The sequence below is a fragment of the Shewanella olleyana genome, from assembly GCF_023283825.1.
GTDB lineage: Bacteria > Pseudomonadota > Gammaproteobacteria > Enterobacterales > Shewanellaceae > Shewanella > Shewanella olleyana.
The window spans coordinates 17,528-35,115 of record NZ_JAKILD010000014.1 but is presented as its reverse complement, the minus strand read 5'-3'; the positions used below and the strand labels follow the sequence as shown (position 1 = coordinate 35,115).

The window sequence follows — 17,588 nt, the reverse complement described above, 5'->3', positions numbered from 1 at the left end:
TATAAACGAATAACAGGCACAGTCCCAAACAGAACTGTGCCAGTTGAATCCAATTAGCTACCACGCTTTATGGCTTTGCCAGGTAAAGGAATGTCCACTCGCTGACCATCACTAATAATGGTTTTACCATTGACCAAGACGTATTTATGGCCACTTGATGTTTGATTAGGTTTAGTAAAGGTCGCCTGATCTTTGATTGTGTCATAATCAAAGCAAGTAATATCAGCATCGCAGCCAACCTGAATTCGCCCTTTCTTTTTCATTGATGGCACAGATTTTTCAATAATAGTTGTGGGTATTAAAGACGTTTTAGCTAAGCCATCAATCAATGAAATAGCCTCTCGTTCTACGACCCACTTATTGATAAATCTGGAAAAACAGCCTGCGCTTCTTGGGTGAGCAAAAGCATCATCAGGTAACGGCCAGACATCACCTTCAATAATGCCTTTGTCATTGAGCCATGGCATCCCATCCGAGGCGATTGCCCCATTAGGATAAAGCACAGCCAAGTCGAGTAATGCTTGATCGGCCTCTGAGGTATCTTCTCTTAGAAAGTGAAAGTTTATGGGTGTACCAGGTGCAGATTGTTGAATATCAATAATACTTTGTTTCGTCATAGGTTTTCCCTCTAACTCAACAGCACCGTAATCTGTTGCACCAAAGCGTTCTAGCCAATCTTTGCCACGCATGAACTCGGCGCCAATCGCTGTAGAGAATGCACCATAAGAATAGGATTCTACCGTTACAGGTAAACCTTTCGCTTGCGCTTCTTTAAGTAAATCAGTACCGGCTTGTAAATCACGGTTTGAGACACTATTTATATGACACACATGCATATGCGCCCCTGTAATAGCAGCTAAACCAATTTGCTCACCTAAAGCCTCAAATGAACTTTGCGGTTCGAGGGTACTCATATAGCGATCATGAGTAAAAGTCGGAATGTCATAGGATTTAGCGAGTTGAGCTAATTTATAGTACTCTTTGCGCCCCATTCCAGGTGCATAACCTGCATTAATTGATATACCTATTCCGCCTTGCTTCACCCCCTCATCAACGAGGGAGATGATTTCTGCTAATTGTTCATCATTAGGTAAGGTGTTTTGCCAACCTGAGTAATTAAACGCATTTTGAAACCAAGACATTTTCCCGTTTGCTGGAGGTAAATCTTTTTCTAATACCATTGCTCTGGCAAACGCCCATGATGAACCAAAACCAAAGTTAATTGGTCTTCCTTCCAACTCTGTATCCTTGTATGCCATATCAATAGGCAGGACACCAGACTCAAGCTCAAGTGCCGTAGTGACCCCATCAAATGCTTGCATCCATGATGCAGGCAACTGCTGACCATGGGCGTGAAGATCAATAAATCCAGGAGCAACGATTAAACCCGTAGCATCGATTTCTATAGAGCCTGACAAAGCATCTTTCGATATAGCAGCAATCCGATTGCCAACAATACCAACATGGCGCAGTGCATCTAATCCTGTTTCAGGATCTATCACCCGGCCATTGAGTATCACTACATCAAATGGACCTTTTTCATTAGGCTTTAACTTAATTGATTGAGTTGTTTCTGCAGATGCTGGCGTTGCTACCGACGATAAAGGAATCGCTGCTGCGCCAAGCGCCATAGACGTTATCAATTTCCTTCTTTGAGTATTTACATCTTCAACATTACTGACTTCTTCAACTTCGCTAACTTTTTTCATACACACCTCAGCTATATCACTTGAATAGACTAACTATAAAATATTGATAAATTGATGTAGATGAGAAAAAGTTACCAAAACAATCACTAACACTAGAAACCTTTCCTCTTGTGCGGGTAAAGACTTAAATATCAGGCTTTATTCTTAACAGCCTATAAAGTGCATCACTCATTGTATTGATAATTGAGTAATTAGGGTTGTTATAAGAGACTTCTCCATTGGAGCTCCATATCAACTTTCCTTCATCATCAAAACTGACATTCCAAAAAATATCGTCCTTATCCTGTAGAATATAATCCACCATTTCTGATGCAAATTCCTCACTCTCAATCATCAAGCCAAACTCAATGTTCAGGAAGTCTGATCTAGGGTCAAAATTAGATGAGCCTATATAAGTCAGTTTCCTATCCATTATAAACGTCTTATTATGGTAGTGAGTTGTTGAGTGATAAAAGCTACCTGCATGAACGGCGTTATCTTTATACTCATAAATATTTACATTAAGATTAAGTAAATCTTCTCGATACATTGAATAGTAAGCAGGAACAAATGAGGAATCATTAGATGATGAAGAGTTAGTGACCAAGGTAACATCAGCACCATTGTTATAAAATGCAGTGATAACCTCAAAATTATCTCCCGCAGGTAAAGCATAAGGAGTAGATATAATAATTTCTTTTTTTGCAGAGCCCTCATAGTCCAACAAGAATCTTTCAATCCGTTTTCTAAAGTAAGGCAATGAATCCATATTTTTATCTAAAGAATCAAAAATGGGGAAAACGGTTGCTGGAATATATTTTATTGAAGGTAAACGAACCACTCTCCATTCAATATTGTTTATAATGGCAGGTCTTGAAAGGTGAATATCATCAACGAGTTTGTTAAAAAGTGTAAACTTGCCTTTAGGCTCATAATCAATAATATTGGACACAAGGCTAACAAATTCACTTAACCAAAGCGCTTCGAAATGCTTGTCAAAGATACTGACACTCTCACCATTAACAATAATATCTAAATCAAAAAAGTTAGCGTTAGCATTATAACTAAAATAATCATCGCCAATATTTCGTCCACCAAGAAACATGACCTTACCATCCACACTAAGAAACTTTTCATGTAAACGATGATTTAATTTATCTTTATTTGACTGAAACTCTACAGCTCGCCCCAGCCAGCCAAGCTTCCGATACGTAAAAGGATTAAAAAGCTTTATATCTATATTTTGATGACTATTTAGCTCAACGAGCCACCCTTCGTCAAAAAATAAGGAGTCATCGATAACAACTCTAACGTTAACTCCTTTATTCGCTGCAGCTAGTAATTCATTGAATAAAAAAACGCCTGAAACATCTTTATTCCACGAAAAATAAGTAATATTCACCGATGTGTTGGCCTTTCGAATTTTATCGATTCGAAAGGCTAAAGCGTCTGGTGCATTAGCAATGAGGTATACGCCAGCAGGACTATTAGAGGATTTCCATTCACTTTCAAAACTACGATCAACAACTAAAGATGAACTTGAACATCCAGATTGCATAGCAATCACATAGAGCAGAACCAGCCTAATGACAATATGCATATCTCAGGGCCTTAAGCATTGATTAAAAAGTGCTATCATTTACATAATCAGATATCCACAAGTCACCATGTTTGGCTTTTTGATAACCGTAGTCATACAGAGCCTTCATGAAGTCCTTATCAAACATGTCTTTAGATTGCTTCTTAGTGGTAAAATCTTCTTGAATGTAGGTATAGTGAATATCAATGTTTTGTGATTTCGAAATATACATGATGCGATATAAATCCCCCCTACTTTGTTGAATAATTAAATTTTCAAGACTTCTAGACAGCAAGGCTGTGCCTTTATCTGCAAGCTGCTTGTATTCAGTGTCAAAAGTACCATTTCTGATAATGTAAACATTCGGGCTCGTTTCCAAACCAAGTGCAAGCCCAACCGCCTCATAGTTAAAATTAGAGGGGTCAAAAAACATTTGAAACCCTAAGCCACCATCCACATGGAGCTCTTCATATTCATTTCCCTCATGATAAACATTAAAAAACTGCGGGGGAAAGACACCAGGGATCGATGCACTGGCAGTTAGAATCTGATGGATCAGTTTATGCTTATTAGGCAGGTCACTGGAAGCTATCTCTCCAATATTCCAAATGATTGCTTTTCCTGAATCAAAATGAGTTGTTCCGATAAATAATCGCTTACCGTTTTTATGAGCAACGGCCATTTCTGCAATCATGTCGTCAGTGTAAGTCGCTTCAACAAGATTAAAAATATTATCGCCCGATGAAAACGCATCTTTTAGAAGTGCATTTAAATAGTTTTTTTTACCTAACACGGACTTATCAGTTAGGTTTAAAATCACTTCTTTCACTTTCTCAATGCCATCAGCTTGCTGAGTATAAATGAAAGGAGCAATTAACGAGCCTGCGCTAATGCCAGTTATGATAGTAAATTCAGGCAACGAATTTGAATCAGCTAAACCATTCAACACTCCGACGCCATACGCACCATTAGCCCCTCCTCCAGAAAGGGCTAAAATATTTAATGAGTCTCCATCTACTTTTAAAGGTGTCGTTTTTGTTTGACTGTCATATAAAAAATTTGGATGGGAAGATGCCCAAAAGCGATAGGGTTCATTGCCAATTTGGTCGCTATCAGGGCTTAATGAGACTTGCTGATAAATGGATGTCGGAACGCGCTCATCTAAAGGATGATGAGTCGCACATGATGTCAATAAAACCAACATGAACCCGAACCTTAAGGAAGCTAATATGGCACTAAAATTCATTCTATTATCTCTTCAGTTTAATGTTAACCACAAATACTAATAAAGCCTTTCAAGTCTATTAAAAGCGATAACCGAAGCTAACAGTGAATGCATCTCTGGTTTCACCAAAATTATATAATGCCGAGATAGTATAATGACGACCTATTTGTTTATTAAAACCCACTAAATAAGCCCACTGATTAATATCGATACCGACATCATAATCAAAGTCACCTTGTAAACTATCAACATAACCTAAGCTTCCTGACATTGTCGCATCGAGCCCTTGGTACTCAGCACCAAAAAGTAGCTGCGCTCGATAATCAACAAGCTGGTAACCCAGCATAGGTTGAACTACGACTAAACCATCGCTCCAACTATCATTCCCCTCTAACTTAGTTTGGGTAAAAGTCGCATTAATGGTAGCAAAGAACTCTTTATAACCCACCGCTAAAGTGGTGCCGACCCCAACCATGTCATAGTTTAAAGAGAGTGGAACTCTGAGTTTGCCTGAACTACAAAAAGGAAGGTTATTATCTGATAACGTCTTACATAAACTATTCCCTAAGCCTGGAACCCGATTATTTAAAGAATTCTTAATCTCGTTCATTGTTTCTGCTGTGTATTGTGCATCAACATCAGCTCTAACTTTAATCTTGCCTAATAAACCATATACGTTCCAGAAGGGTAAAATAAACACATCACCACGAAGTGAAAAACTTTCAGCCTGGACGGAAGCGACACTTTGGCTCGGGTCAAAATCCTTATCTAGGTTTACAAATCCCAAAGCTCCTAAACCTAGATTAAAATCGGTAAAATCGACATCCATATTCTGATTTCGGTACGCAACCGAAATACCATATGGCATTGGGATATCTATACCTTGCCTTCTTACCAAATCGCCCATTAAAGGAAAAACACTATCAACTTCAACCCGCTCTTCTCGAATACGGGGATCAGACACTTTTGCGAGTAAGTCAGGATTTCGCACTATTGTGCCTAACTCATTATCATAGAATGCCACAGGCTCAATCTCTACAAGTAAAGAACTGGGTTCACCTTTTGCAGTCCCTTCCCCCAAAATTGTTTTCTTCTTTATGACTAACTGACCATTATCTAGCCGTTCAAATTTCATTTTCTGAGTGTAACGCTCAATTTTATGCTCGCCATAGTCAAAAGGGGCTGAGTTGGTGATTTTCATTGAAATAGGGTTTCGATCAATCACAACAATTTCAACCTGCATAAATCGAAAGTATGCAATATCTTGAGGTAATGCATATTTAGAGTAGTTAAAACGTACGATGACTTTTCCGCCACCCAACTCTTCTGCTGTCACTGAAGATTTGTCATAACTTTCTGCATATTGTCGTAGTTTGTATTCTGTTTTAGTTAAATACTCAATTGAATCTACCGTGCCACCATCTTCGGCCAAGGAGGGTTGCCCGTCTACCGCTTTGATATCAGATGGAAAATACTTAATCCGAATATCAACATTGCCTTTGGTATCTGTTGTTTGAACCAAATAAAAACTAGAAGTTGTTTCTTCACCTGCTATGGTATTTGTTTTCTTAACATGCTCAACAATATGATCACCTTGAGTGAGCGAGCTTAGACCAAACTTGGGAAGCTCCTTAGGGATGCCATACTTTTCAAAAATATCTTCATCTTCAATGCCTTGCTGACTTTCAGAGTCCGCATAAGAAAAATCAACAACCCCCATTGTCAGGATTAAAAGACATAATGTATTAGCCAAAAATTTATAACGCGTAAAAGTTTCACAATTAATATTTAACAAAGCCATACCGTTCCCTCTCTCTAGCTCTTAATTGTTGAGCCAATGAAGTAATCCACTTTTTAATAAATGAATTACTCAAAAATCATTTCATCATTGCTTTAGTAAATGGTTTTAGTAAATTGCTTCGCAAATACCGTTCATGGTATTTTCATCAATACCTGCATTCATGACCAAATCCCAACCATCAAGCCTTTCTACAACCCCAACATCTGAGTCATTACGCTTTATCATTAGAACGTTATCTATATCATTATTATAAGTATTGTCTTCAAATAACTTGTCAGTGAACCACAGTCTCGAAATTGTCGCCATTAATTGGGTATCTGTGGCTGTGGGCGCGATTTCGTTACCGTTACTGTTATATTTTCGATTAAACACAAACGGTAATTCTGCTTCATTACAAGGCACACCAGAAAAACAACTTAAATTTCCTATAGTGCCAAAAATCGAATCATCCACAACGTTAGTATTAAATCCTGCTTTATAATCAAAATGATATAACGAGGCTAAACTTTCAGATGAGTTTTGTTTGGCAATATCCCTAGCGGCGCACTTATAAATAAGTTGGTTATTTAAATCGTTAAATTTACCCATATTTTCAGTAATACCAGATAAATTGGTATCATCTAAAGCGGGAGAAAAATCAGCATAATTTAGCGGAGAATCCGACAAGTAATCCGCATACATAATGCTCGATAACAACATGTAAGCTGGAATGTCTGGAATTTGAGGTAAATCTCGAATGTCGTCACTGTCACCTAAAAGCTGCAACACCACATCGATTAACTTGATCCCATCCAAGAGTTCAATATTAATAATAAACACTAACTTTAGGGCTGCGGTGAAAGAGTTTGAGTCTTCACTATTAAAACCTACCACTGAAGGCACTTTTAATTGCGTATCTACGGCCTGTTCAACAACATGATAACCTTTGTAATTCGCTTCCTCTTTACAACCAAAGAAGCCTTGATCAATACATTCTGTATGAGACTCAAGGTAGGGCTGAAATGCGGTAAGTTTACTGCGCGGCTCAATAGCCAATAGCGTTGAAGCATATTTTAGTGATAATTTTGCGATCAAAGCAGTGGTGCTATCACCATTTTCTAAGCTTTCAATAATATCAGCAATAATATCTTCGATGACGCCATCAGGTAAGCCAAATAAGCGCCCTGAAATTTGATTTTTAACTTTTTGTTGAATATCTAAAAGTTCATCAATACTAAGAGATTGAATGTCTTTATCTGGATAGGATTCCTGGGCATAATCATAAATCGTTGCATAGGTATCTTCAGCTAATTCATATGAACGAGAACCCACGCCATATGGCGTACTTTGCATGATTGATTTAGAAAAATACTTACCCGCAATATCATCTTCTCCTTCGAGATCAACCAAAATATCAGGGGTTTGCTGTAAATAGTGAATAGATGTCGCGCCAGCTCCTTGACCAAACACAGTCACATTGTCCGGATTGCCACCAAATAATGAAATGTATTGATTGACCCATTCAAGCGCTCTTTTTTGATCTCCGACGCCAAAATTCCCCCCCTTTGTATCACCATTATCCTCTTGCCATAGACTGCCTAATAAGCCTAATCGATAATTAAAGGTTATGGCTATAAAGGGTTCCGTGCGGATATTTAACCCAGCGTCTGAAATACTTTGTGCAACGACAACATCAGGAATGATATTCGCTTCTTGCCCTGAACCAGATTCAAATGCACCGCCGTGAATGTATACATAAACAGGTAAGTCAGCATCATCAGTGGTACCAGCTGGTCGCCAAATATTTAAATTTAGGCAATTTTCAGACATATTATCGGTTAAATTAGGTTGAACGCATTTATCCGCGAACTCTGTTGCATCAAAATTAGTTTCATTAGCCAATAACTCGAAGGGCAATACTGCGCTGTGCTTAAACCGAGCAGGCTCGCCGTAATATTCGGAGGAATCAATAAACTCTTCACCAGCATAGGCATAGGGAACCCCCTTAATAACTTCAACATAATGAGTTGCAGTCGTTACGTCGCTTCCGTCGTCTAAATTATTTAACAGTTCCACAGTAACCGGTTCAGATTTTACCAGTAATGTGACATCTCCAGCTTGGACAACCACTTCTTCTTCGTTTGGTGTTTCTGGATTGGGATCGGGAGTAAAAGCTAATTCAGAGTCAGATTTGGAACACCCTATCAATAAAGCAAATGGCACTATCAAAATGTAGAACCGCAGTAATTTTATCTTCATATAGAGCTCCATTCAAAAGATATGACTAATATAAAACTAATGATTTCACACACTAATAGTGAAATTAATTACTTTATATTCTAGTATCAAAGGCAGGCCCACTCAACCAATAACACTAAGTATTAACAAAAAAATCATATTTTAATTGTATACTTATTCTAAGGCGAGTTAGGAGTGACTACCGAATAAGCTACAAGCGCCTGATTTTAAAAACAAAAAAACATTAAGTTAATTTTTACGGATTTTCATCAATAAAACAATTTAACAAAATACTAAAATGGAGACACGGAATGTTAAAAAAATGCATCGCGATTTCTACGTTGTTATACGTAAGTAGCTTTTGCTCCTCGGTATTAGCCCAAGACACACCCTCGGAAAACACCATTTTATTTACCAATGTTGATGTTTTTGATGGGGTAAATGATGAACTCATTAGAAAGACAAATGTGTTAGTTACAGGTAATAAAATCACATCGATTTCTACAGAAAACCTTTCTAATAATATGACTCGAGTTATCGACGGTTCAGGACATACATTAATGCCTGGGATCATTGAAGGTCATTCTCACTTAGCATTATCAGGAGTCACTTTTTCTGATGTACTAATGGGCTTACCTGGCTATCAATCAATTCAATCTGCAGTTATGGCTGAGGATATGTTGATGAACGGTGTTACCTCGACAAGAGATATGTCAGGGGAGGTATTTAGCCTTAAACGTGCCATTGATGAAGGTTCTGTAATGGGGCCCCGTATATATGCTTCTGGTGCAATGATATCTCAAACAAGTGGTCATGCAGATTTTCGAGCATTTAACCAAAAGAACCCAATGCTTGGAGGAGCGGTACCAGTCACTGACATGACAGGCAATAGCCTTTTAGTAGATGGGGTTCCTAAAATGTTAGCCGCTGTTCGAGAGCAACTTCGCCTTGGGGCATCGCAAATAAAATTAGCTGTTGGTGGTTCAGTCAGTGGGCCTGTAGATCCTCTGGACACCACACAGTTTACTCTTGAGGAAATCCAAGCAGCTACAACAGCGGCAAAGAACTGGGGTACCTACGTAACGGTTCATGGTTATACTTCCGATGCTGTCAATCAAGCTATAGACGGTGGAATAAAAGTGGTGGAACACGGGCAACTTCTTGACAGAAAAACATTAAGACGTATGGAAAAAGAAGGTATCTGGCTAAGTATTCAGCCATTTACCGAATGTAGTTCGCCAAACTTAACACCCGCTCAAAATGAAAAAGAGGCCATGGTGTGTAAAGGAACTGGCGGGGTGTATGAAGAGATAAAGAAACTGTCAAAACTCAAAGTAGTTCATGGTACTGATATATTCATCAGCCCAGGCAAAGGCATTGGTGTAAGCAAACAAGTAGAGCAAATGGAGCGCCTATTAAACTGGTTTACTCCCTACGAAATTCTTAAAATGTCTACCGGTAATGGCGGAGAGTTATTAAAACTATCGGGCCCTCGTAATCCATATCCTGGAGATTTAGGCGTGGTAAAAAATGGCGCTTTAGCGGACTTGTTACTCGTAAAAGGAAATCCATTACAGGACTTATCAGCCATCACTAAACGTGAAAACTTGAAAATAATCATGAAAGATGGCGTCATTTATAAAGACACTATTGAACAATAACTATCTAATCAATTAAAGGATTCTAATGATGATTAAGAAGGGATTTATATTATTGGCAAGCTCAGTCTTGCTCAGCAGCGTTCCACATGCAGCAATGGCTGAAACAGAAAATAATACAGGTCAAGATGCGACTCAGCCACTCACAAGATTTGATCTTCGTGCTGAATACAATAGTGGTGGTAATAACAGCAGCAATAATATTACTACATTGAGAGCAGATGCTCCGATATCATTAGATGATAATGGTATTGCCTATTTTCGTATTGATGTTCCCTTTGTCAACGTACCTGATGAAAACTCGTTCAGCCAAGCAGGGGTGTATACTCAAGCGATTTGGATTGCCCCAAAAGAGCTCTCGTTTGCAAAAAAGTATGATTGGGGGGCCGGGATCAGCGCGAATATTGGTGGAGGGACTTTAGGCAGAGAAAAAACTACCTGGATACCTACATTTGGTACTTCGATACCAATAAGTCCTTTTGGCGCAGAGCATAAAGGGTCCGCTTTTATTCCGCTGTTTCGATATTGGAGAGGTGAAGAAGAATTTGATAGCGCTGGACAGTTAACCTTCGATTCTGTCAATGAGTTAAGACTGTTACCAACAGTTAACTTCAATTTACCTTGGAAATACTTTGAGGTACTCACACTTTGGGGAAATGCTGATTGGAAAGTAAATTTTGATGATGGCGTTAAAAACCCAAATAAGCAATCCGGCGATTACTACATACCCTACGATATCACAATTGGCAAAATGATTGCCAATAGAAAAGTCATTGTTTCTATGACCTTTACAGGCCCTCTAATAAGCTCTGGGGAATATAAGCAAGAACAATATGATCATACTGCATTATTTAGAATCGGCTTTTTCTTCGGCTAGCCTGAGTTCTCATTTAATAAACATATAAAACCTATGCAGTGATCAATACAAATTGGTCACTGCATATTTTTAATATGCTATTTAAAATATCAAAATGAAAAAATAACAATCAATAAAGCAAGAATTTAATATCATCGTCAAATCGCGCTAGCTTAGTTTAAATAACATCATAAACAATGACAAAGTATCAAGAGGTCAACATAAAATGGCAGATAAAGGAGAATCTTATTCCCCTTCACTGTTTGGATATTTAGTTCGCCTAAACTAGTTTGTAATTACAAAGTCTTATCAATAAATTGCAACTACGTGATTCATGTAAAATATAAATAATGCCATAATTCAGATAATTACGGCTAAAAGTAGCATTAAGTTTTAAACACAACACGCCATTAATTTAGATTCGAGCTCAAGTAATTCAACAGAACCTTTAGGTGCAATAAAAACAATATTGGATTCAGCGTCATCATTAATCCACGCTCCCATATCTGAATAACTCCATCTTCCACCCACGCGTTGATAAGCGACTCGATTGTTAACATTATCAGACAAAAGTAACACTCCTTTTGCACGGATAATTTTGGGCGGGAGAGCATCAAATAACAAATTGAGCTTATTTCTGTCCAGAGGCTGTTTAACATTAAAGCTTACACTTTCAAATTTATCAGCATGATGACTACCTTCAATAGGAAAGTATTTAACCTTGGGACTTTTTGACTGCCCCAAAAGTGCAGATATAGGTACTTCACCAAATAAACTTTCTATTATCACTTTTTGTGCAAAGTGCTGTTCAAGGTATTCAAGTATTTGAGTGCGAACCTGGCTGTTAACGATATCAAGCTTATTAAGCAAAAGAATATCAGCAGCCTGTATCTGACGGATAACCGTTCCTGAAGTGTGATCAGATGAAGTCTGTGACACCAGATTTTCAGCATCCAGCACAGTAATAATACCGTCCAAATATATTGCTGGATTAGAAAGGGCAACCTGTGCAATCCCGTTAGGATCTGCAATACCACTGGCTTCTATGATAATCGCCTCAGGAACTTCTTTGCGTTCAGTGAGTTCAATGAGTGTTTTTGTTAAGTCACCAGAAACCGCGCAGCATGCACAACCATTAGTCAAACTTATCATGTCATCGGTTTTAGACTCAATCAACGCCGAGTCGATATTAATACGCCCGAAATCATTAACTAACACAGCAAGCTTAATACCATGATCAGTGGTGAGTAAATTATTTAGCGTCGTTGTTTTACCTGAGCCTAGAAAACCACTTAAAATTGTTAAAGGAAGTGATTTATCAGCGACGGTCGTTTGCCGCCCTCGCATAGCGAGGGTGGCAAACAACATACCAGATAAAGCACGACGACTTTCTTCTGTTTTTGTTTGAATATCATTGTCCAAATGATTCAAAGCAGAAGGCTTGTCATTCGATTGCTTCATATTTACTCTTGGGCCTCAAATTTTTCCCCGCCTTTAACGGTTCCCCAGATTGGAATATCTTTAATACTCTTAGGATCAACTTCTAATGGGTTTTGTTCTAGCACAGTAAAGTCTGCAAATTTGCCCTGCTCTAAACTACCTAATTTAGTCTCTAAGCCTAGGATGTATGCGGCATCAATTGTGATAGCACGAAGTGCTCTAGCGACGCCAATACACTCATCTGGTGCGACGACGGTTTTTCCATCTTCAGCGACTCGATTTACTGCTGCGTATACAGCTGTAAGCGGTAGCATTGGCACTACGACTTGAGGGTAGTCAGAGTGAAGCGCAAAAATAACCCCTTCTTTTTCTAATGTTCCTAAGCGCCCAACGGTTTCAGAGCGATCTGGACCGTAAGCATGATCTCGATGAAGTAAACTACGGAAGTGTGAAAAATAGTTATTAACACTGGCTATACCGCCAAGGCTTTTTAATTTACGCGCCTGCATTTGATTGCTCATTGCATAATGCTCGACAGTAAAGCGATGATCAAATCGTGGATGTTGTTTTTGTAACGTTTCTAAGGCACCTAATGTCAGGTCTATAGCTAAATCGCCATTGGCGTGACAATGTAATTGTAAGCCTGCCTCCCAAAATGGTTTCATCAACTCGGCTAGGTTACTGTCTCCAGGCTGACCATTCGTTCCATCTAAGTACCCTGGAAAACCGACCAACGACCCCATCAATGGATATGAACCATCGCTCATAAACTTAATTCCGCCAAAGAATAATTCATTGGTTTCTTTTGCTTTGAGGGTATCCATAAATTTCGGCGCGTCATCACCAAACTTAGCATTTAAAGCCGCGGCATAGGGTGTTAACCTCATCCGAACGGGAAAACTAGGATCTTCAGTTGCCGCTGAATGGTCAGCGAGTTCAGTATCAAAATCAAGTACGCCAAACATCAAATCTGCAATCGTTGTAACACCGGCGCGATTTGCAATACTCGCCATAAATTTAAGGCCTGTGACTCCACTGGCATCCGAAATTTCTTGCATTACAGGCGCTATTGCAAAACTAACCGCTTCAGGTTCAGTGACGATGCCTTTTAATCGTCCATCTTCATAAAACTTAATATGTGGGTCTTGCGTTTTCTCTGGGACTTTAGACAGTGAGAGAGCCGCTGAATTCATATACAGCAGATGTGGTGCCCAAGAAATAATATAAATTGGCCTCGTAGGGTTAATGAGATCAAGTGCATCACGATCTATGTTTCCACCCTGTTTTGCTTCATCATAGCCCCAAGCGACTAAAGGTTTTAATGGATCTTTTTCTCTTTTATCGGCCTCACGCAAATACTCAAAAATGGCATCACAATCTTCAACGGGTTTATTTATACCGTTTCTTCCAGGCCAAGGGAGTGGTCCAATAAAGTCTAATGCCATAAAGCCGGCCGACATCCAGCAATGGGAATGGGGCTCAATAAAACCTGGTAAAATCACTTTATCTGCAAATGTTTCGTCAAGTTCCCAGTCATATTGGGATAACCAAGGTGACATAGACTCAACACTACCTGTAGAAAGCACTTTTCCATCAAGCACTGCTACAGCACCCACCTCCGGGCGTCCTGGATCCATAGTAAGAATATTCTTGGCTGTAAATACAGTCACTTTACTTTTGCTCATAATATAATTCCCTTAATTTAAGCGTATTTAAACTGAAACGTAATGTTTGCTATCAAGCAATATGTTTCTGAACTCTAATACCGGCGCATATTCAGCGAGGTCTTGTTCCTGCTTTTCTCTCACAGGGCTACTTAACCACTCTTCATATGACGACTTATTAGTCCAACAGCAGTGCACAATAGTTTGTAATGGCTCACTTGGGTCTTCCAGTATCTCTCCATATTTAAAGCCAGGAATAGTCTCTGCAGCCTCTTCAATACAGCGTCTTTCTGTCCAGGTTTTAGCGACATCACAATCTTTTTGGTGCTTAACGGTGATAACCATGTAAGAGTGAAAATCCATCATTACTGTCTCCTCCATATTCGATTTGTATTTAAACTTAGTATTTAAACTTAGCACTTAAACTTAGCACTTAAACTTAGTACTTAAATTTAGTATTTAAAACATGAAGCTAAGATCTGTTCATCAAAACCATAAGCAGATGATGCTTCGATTAATTGTCCAAACTGATTAACTGTATTATGTCCATAATGTGTCTTAAATTAAGGCACACGAACATTACCTAAACATTACTGTAATAAGTACACTAGCACAAAAAACAATCAAAAAAATCCCCCATATAAATGAGAGATTCCGATTCAGTTTATTTCTTCAAGTTGAGCAATGCCCAATTGGGGACAACTAGATTTTTTTGTATTGAAAGGTGGCGTAAATAGATAATAACAAAGGCCGCAGCCAATGCACTTATCTCTGAATAATCAGGCAGATAAGCAAGTGTAACTGCATGTATTATCGCTCCTAAACAGACTGGAATTGCATAGAGTTCTTTTGACAAGATAAGTGAAGGTCGTTGCAGTATAATGTCACGGACAATTCCACCGCCCACGGCTGTCATCGTTCCTAGAATCACCGGCGCTACTGGTAGACCAAAACCAAGCGCCCAGGCTTTTTCAGTGCCTTGAATACAAAACATGGCTATCGCTATCGCATCTATATAGAGATATATCTCACTTATCCACTTTTTCTTCAAAAATGAAATGGTATAAAAGCAGACAATAGCGGAGGCGCTTGCGATATAAATGTAGGACATATCTTCTGCCCAAAACACTGGAGTATCCAGTAAACAATCACGGATTGTTCCTCCGCCAACTGCCGCTATAATTCCGAGAACGATTATAGAAAATAAATCAATTTCTCTATCATTTGCAGCAAGTACTGCTGATGCAGAAAAAGCTGCCGTACCTAATATGGTAATAACCTCTATAAAAGTGGTCGAAATAAACATAGCTATTCCTTTAAGCTTATATGTAAAGTGGATAATACCCTTATTAGGGCGTATTGATCTTTGTTGGTTAAATTTTGTTCGAGATAAAAGTTTTTTAATTGAGGCGGATGAATTGATGCCTAGTCATCTAAGCACTTCTTTATTTAAAAAGATTCATCCAACAAAGAGTATAACGCTTTTAGTCGAACCCTTTGGGCAGCGTTTGTTGGCGATTTTTACTGCGTTATCGACTTTTTATGTAGAATAACTACACCACAAAGTCTCTGCCTTGTATAAATGGCCAACAATTCGCTGCAAAAACAACCTTGAAAGATCAACACGCCCTAATATCATCTACTTTATTGCGGAAAAATACAGCATTAACGAGTAAAGTCTTTAAAAATTAATGTACTCTCATATTAGCCGCATTAATCAATACTAGTAGATTTATCAGATCATGTTTAGCAGGTTTTTTTCACAAAAAATACCTATTAAAAAGATGAAAGCATCTTTAAAAATCGGAGCTGACTTGGCCTCTTCAATTAAACACTGTTTAGATAAAAACAACTCACCCCGCCACAAATTTAACTGTATCAACTTGATTTTATTTAACATTTAATAAATTATAAAAGTTAATCTCGTTACCAGTAGCACTATCATTTTTAAACGATAATGCTACTGATAAGATAACCGCTAAAGTTAGTACGGTTACAAATGCTCTTCTGCAAACTCAGCTAAACGAGAGCGCACTACACCATTAAGGTAAATATTGGCGCTACCTTCAAAGTCCTTAAATCGCTCCACAATATAGGTTAACCCCGAAGTCACCGCAGTAAGATAAGTCGAGTCTATTTGAGACAAATTGCCGCAACACACTAACTTAGTCCCCTCACCCATACGAGTAATCATGGTTTTTATTTGTGACGCCGTTAAGTTCTGACATTCATCCAAAATTACCACTGAATTTTGAATTGAACGGCCGCGCATAAAGTTTATCGACTTAAACTGCACATTGGCCTTTTCCATGATGTAATTCATGCTGCCAGTAGGGTTAACATCATTTTTATGCAACACCTCTAGGGTATCGGTAATCGCAGCTAGCCAAGGCGCCATTTTCTCTTCTTCTGTCCCGGGTAAAAAGCCAATAGACTCTGCAATTTCAGGAGTGTTACGAGTCACGATGACTTTCTCATACTGCTTTTGCTCAACCACTAGCTCAAGTGCTGCAGCCATGGCGATTAAGGTTTTACCGCAACCAGCGGGGCCTGTCAGGATCACTAAATCAATGTCAGGGTCTAACAAAGCATTTAGCGCCATGCCTTGATAAATATTTTTTGGTTTAATCCCCCAAGCTTGCAAGTGCTCAAGTCTATCGCGGCCGTAATCAATAATATTTAAATGTGAATCGGTTCGACTGGCCACTTTGCCGCAAAACTCAGTTGCTTCATCAATAAGATATTGGTTTTTATAAAATGGCTCGTTACCCACTTCTTCAATATTCACTTGATGGACTGTTTTGCCGCCCACTCTGTCGGTTGACACTTTATCGACGTTACCCCAAAAGTCCCCTTCAAATTGATAAAACCCTTTCGCTAAAAAGCGAATATCATCAATTAATTGATCGGTTCGATAATCTTCAACTCGCTCAATACCTGCACCTTTTGCTTTAAGGCGCATATTGATGTCTTTAGTCACCAATACGACTTGTCTTGGATCATGTAACTTTTGTAGATGAAGTGCAGTATTAATGATGCGGTTATCGTTGTTATCACCGGGCAGATCGCCTGCAGTAAAATCGATTTGATGGTCAGGAAAAATGGATAAGCGGCCTGAAGCGTCTAAATGGCCTTCGCGAGTTGGGAGTGATACACCGTTAAGGATTTGTTCTGGTGAGGTTTTACCTCCAAGGATATCTTCTAATGCTCTAATGGCGACTCTTGCATCACGACTAATGTCGTGCTTTCTGTCCTTAATATTATCTAACTCTTCTAACACTGTCATTGGGATGATTACGTCATGTTCTTTAAACGAATATATCGCTAAAGGTTCATGCAGTAACACATTGGTATCCAGTACAAACAACTTTCTGTCGTTATGTTCCATGGCGCCTCCAGAGTGCTCAATGCAAATGGGTAACTAAGGGATTAATCTAATTTAAACTCCTGATATTAAAAA

12 protein-coding genes and 1 pseudogene are annotated in these 17,588 nt (G+C 38.8%); 3 read left to right on the top strand and 10 right to left on the bottom strand.

Annotated features, from left to right (window positions below; genetic code table 11):
* Positions 1-53: 53 nt before the first annotated feature.
* From L2735_RS11425 to L2735_RS11405, 5 genes are all read right to left on the bottom strand, one after another.
* On the bottom strand, positions 54-1,709 hold the full coding sequence (locus L2735_RS11425; protein WP_248984835.1) for an amidohydrolase family protein: 1,656 nt from the start codon (positions 1,707-1,709) through the stop codon (positions 54-56).
* Between the two features lie 124 nt (positions 1,710-1,833).
* Entirely contained in the window at positions 1,834-3,288 is a 1,455-nt protein-coding gene (locus tag L2735_RS11420; protein ID WP_248984834.1) for a phospholipase D-like domain-containing protein, read from the bottom strand.
* 22 nt (positions 3,289-3,310) lie between these two features.
* On the bottom strand, positions 3,311-4,471 hold the full coding sequence (locus L2735_RS11415) for a patatin-like phospholipase family protein (RefSeq protein WP_248984833.1): 1,161 nt from the start codon (positions 4,469-4,471) through the stop codon (positions 3,311-3,313).
* Between the two features lie 100 nt (positions 4,472-4,571).
* Positions 4,572-6,293 (bottom strand): hypothetical protein, encoded by a 1,722-nt coding sequence (locus tag L2735_RS11410; RefSeq protein ID WP_248984832.1) that lies wholly within the window; start codon positions 6,291-6,293, stop codon positions 4,572-4,574.
* Between the two features lie 105 nt (positions 6,294-6,398).
* Positions 6,399-8,531, bottom strand: a complete 2,133-nt coding sequence (locus tag L2735_RS11405; protein WP_248984831.1) for a carboxylesterase family protein — start codon at positions 8,529-8,531, stop codon at positions 6,399-6,401.
* 290 nt (positions 8,532-8,821) lie between these two features.
* On the opposite strand from L2735_RS11405, the gene L2735_RS11400 reads away from it, so the two are divergent.
* Positions 8,822-10,171: a metal-dependent hydrolase family protein gene (locus L2735_RS11400; protein ID WP_248984830.1), complete on the top strand. Its 1,350-nt coding sequence runs from the start codon at positions 8,822-8,824 to the stop codon at positions 10,169-10,171.
* Between the two features lie 25 nt (positions 10,172-10,196).
* On the top strand, positions 10,197-11,045 hold the full coding sequence (locus L2735_RS11395; protein WP_248984829.1) for a hypothetical protein: 849 nt from the start codon (positions 10,197-10,199) through the stop codon (positions 11,043-11,045).
* A gap of 372 nt (positions 11,046-11,417) precedes the next feature.
* Here L2735_RS11395 and L2735_RS11390 read toward each other — a convergent pair whose 3' ends face one another.
* From L2735_RS11390 to L2735_RS11375, 4 genes are all read right to left on the bottom strand, one after another.
* On the bottom strand, positions 11,418-12,485 hold the full coding sequence (locus L2735_RS11390; RefSeq protein ID WP_248984828.1) for a CobW family GTP-binding protein: 1,068 nt from the start codon (positions 12,483-12,485) through the stop codon (positions 11,418-11,420).
* Positions 12,486-12,487: 2 nt separating this feature from the next.
* Positions 12,488-14,149, bottom strand: coding sequence for an amidohydrolase (locus L2735_RS11385; RefSeq protein WP_248984827.1), 1,662 nt, complete (start codon positions 14,147-14,149; stop codon positions 12,488-12,490).
* Between the two features lie 27 nt (positions 14,150-14,176).
* Positions 14,177-14,494, bottom strand: a complete 318-nt coding sequence (locus tag L2735_RS11380) for an antibiotic biosynthesis monooxygenase family protein (RefSeq protein ID WP_248984826.1) — start codon at positions 14,492-14,494, stop codon at positions 14,177-14,179.
* 298 nt (positions 14,495-14,792) lie between these two features.
* Positions 14,793-15,434, bottom strand: coding sequence for a trimeric intracellular cation channel family protein (locus L2735_RS11375; RefSeq protein ID WP_248984825.1), 642 nt, complete (start codon positions 15,432-15,434; stop codon positions 14,793-14,795).
* A gap of 115 nt (positions 15,435-15,549) precedes the next feature.
* On the opposite strand from L2735_RS11375, the pseudogene L2735_RS20190 reads away from it, so the two are divergent.
* Positions 15,550-15,804, top strand: a pseudogene (locus L2735_RS20190) (hypothetical protein).
* 317 nt (positions 15,805-16,121) lie between these two features.
* Here L2735_RS20190 and L2735_RS11365 read toward each other — a convergent pair.
* Positions 16,122-17,516 (bottom strand): PhoH family protein, encoded by a 1,395-nt coding sequence (locus tag L2735_RS11365; RefSeq protein WP_248984824.1) that lies wholly within the window; start codon positions 17,514-17,516, stop codon positions 16,122-16,124.
* Positions 17,517-17,588: the final 72 nt, after the last annotated feature.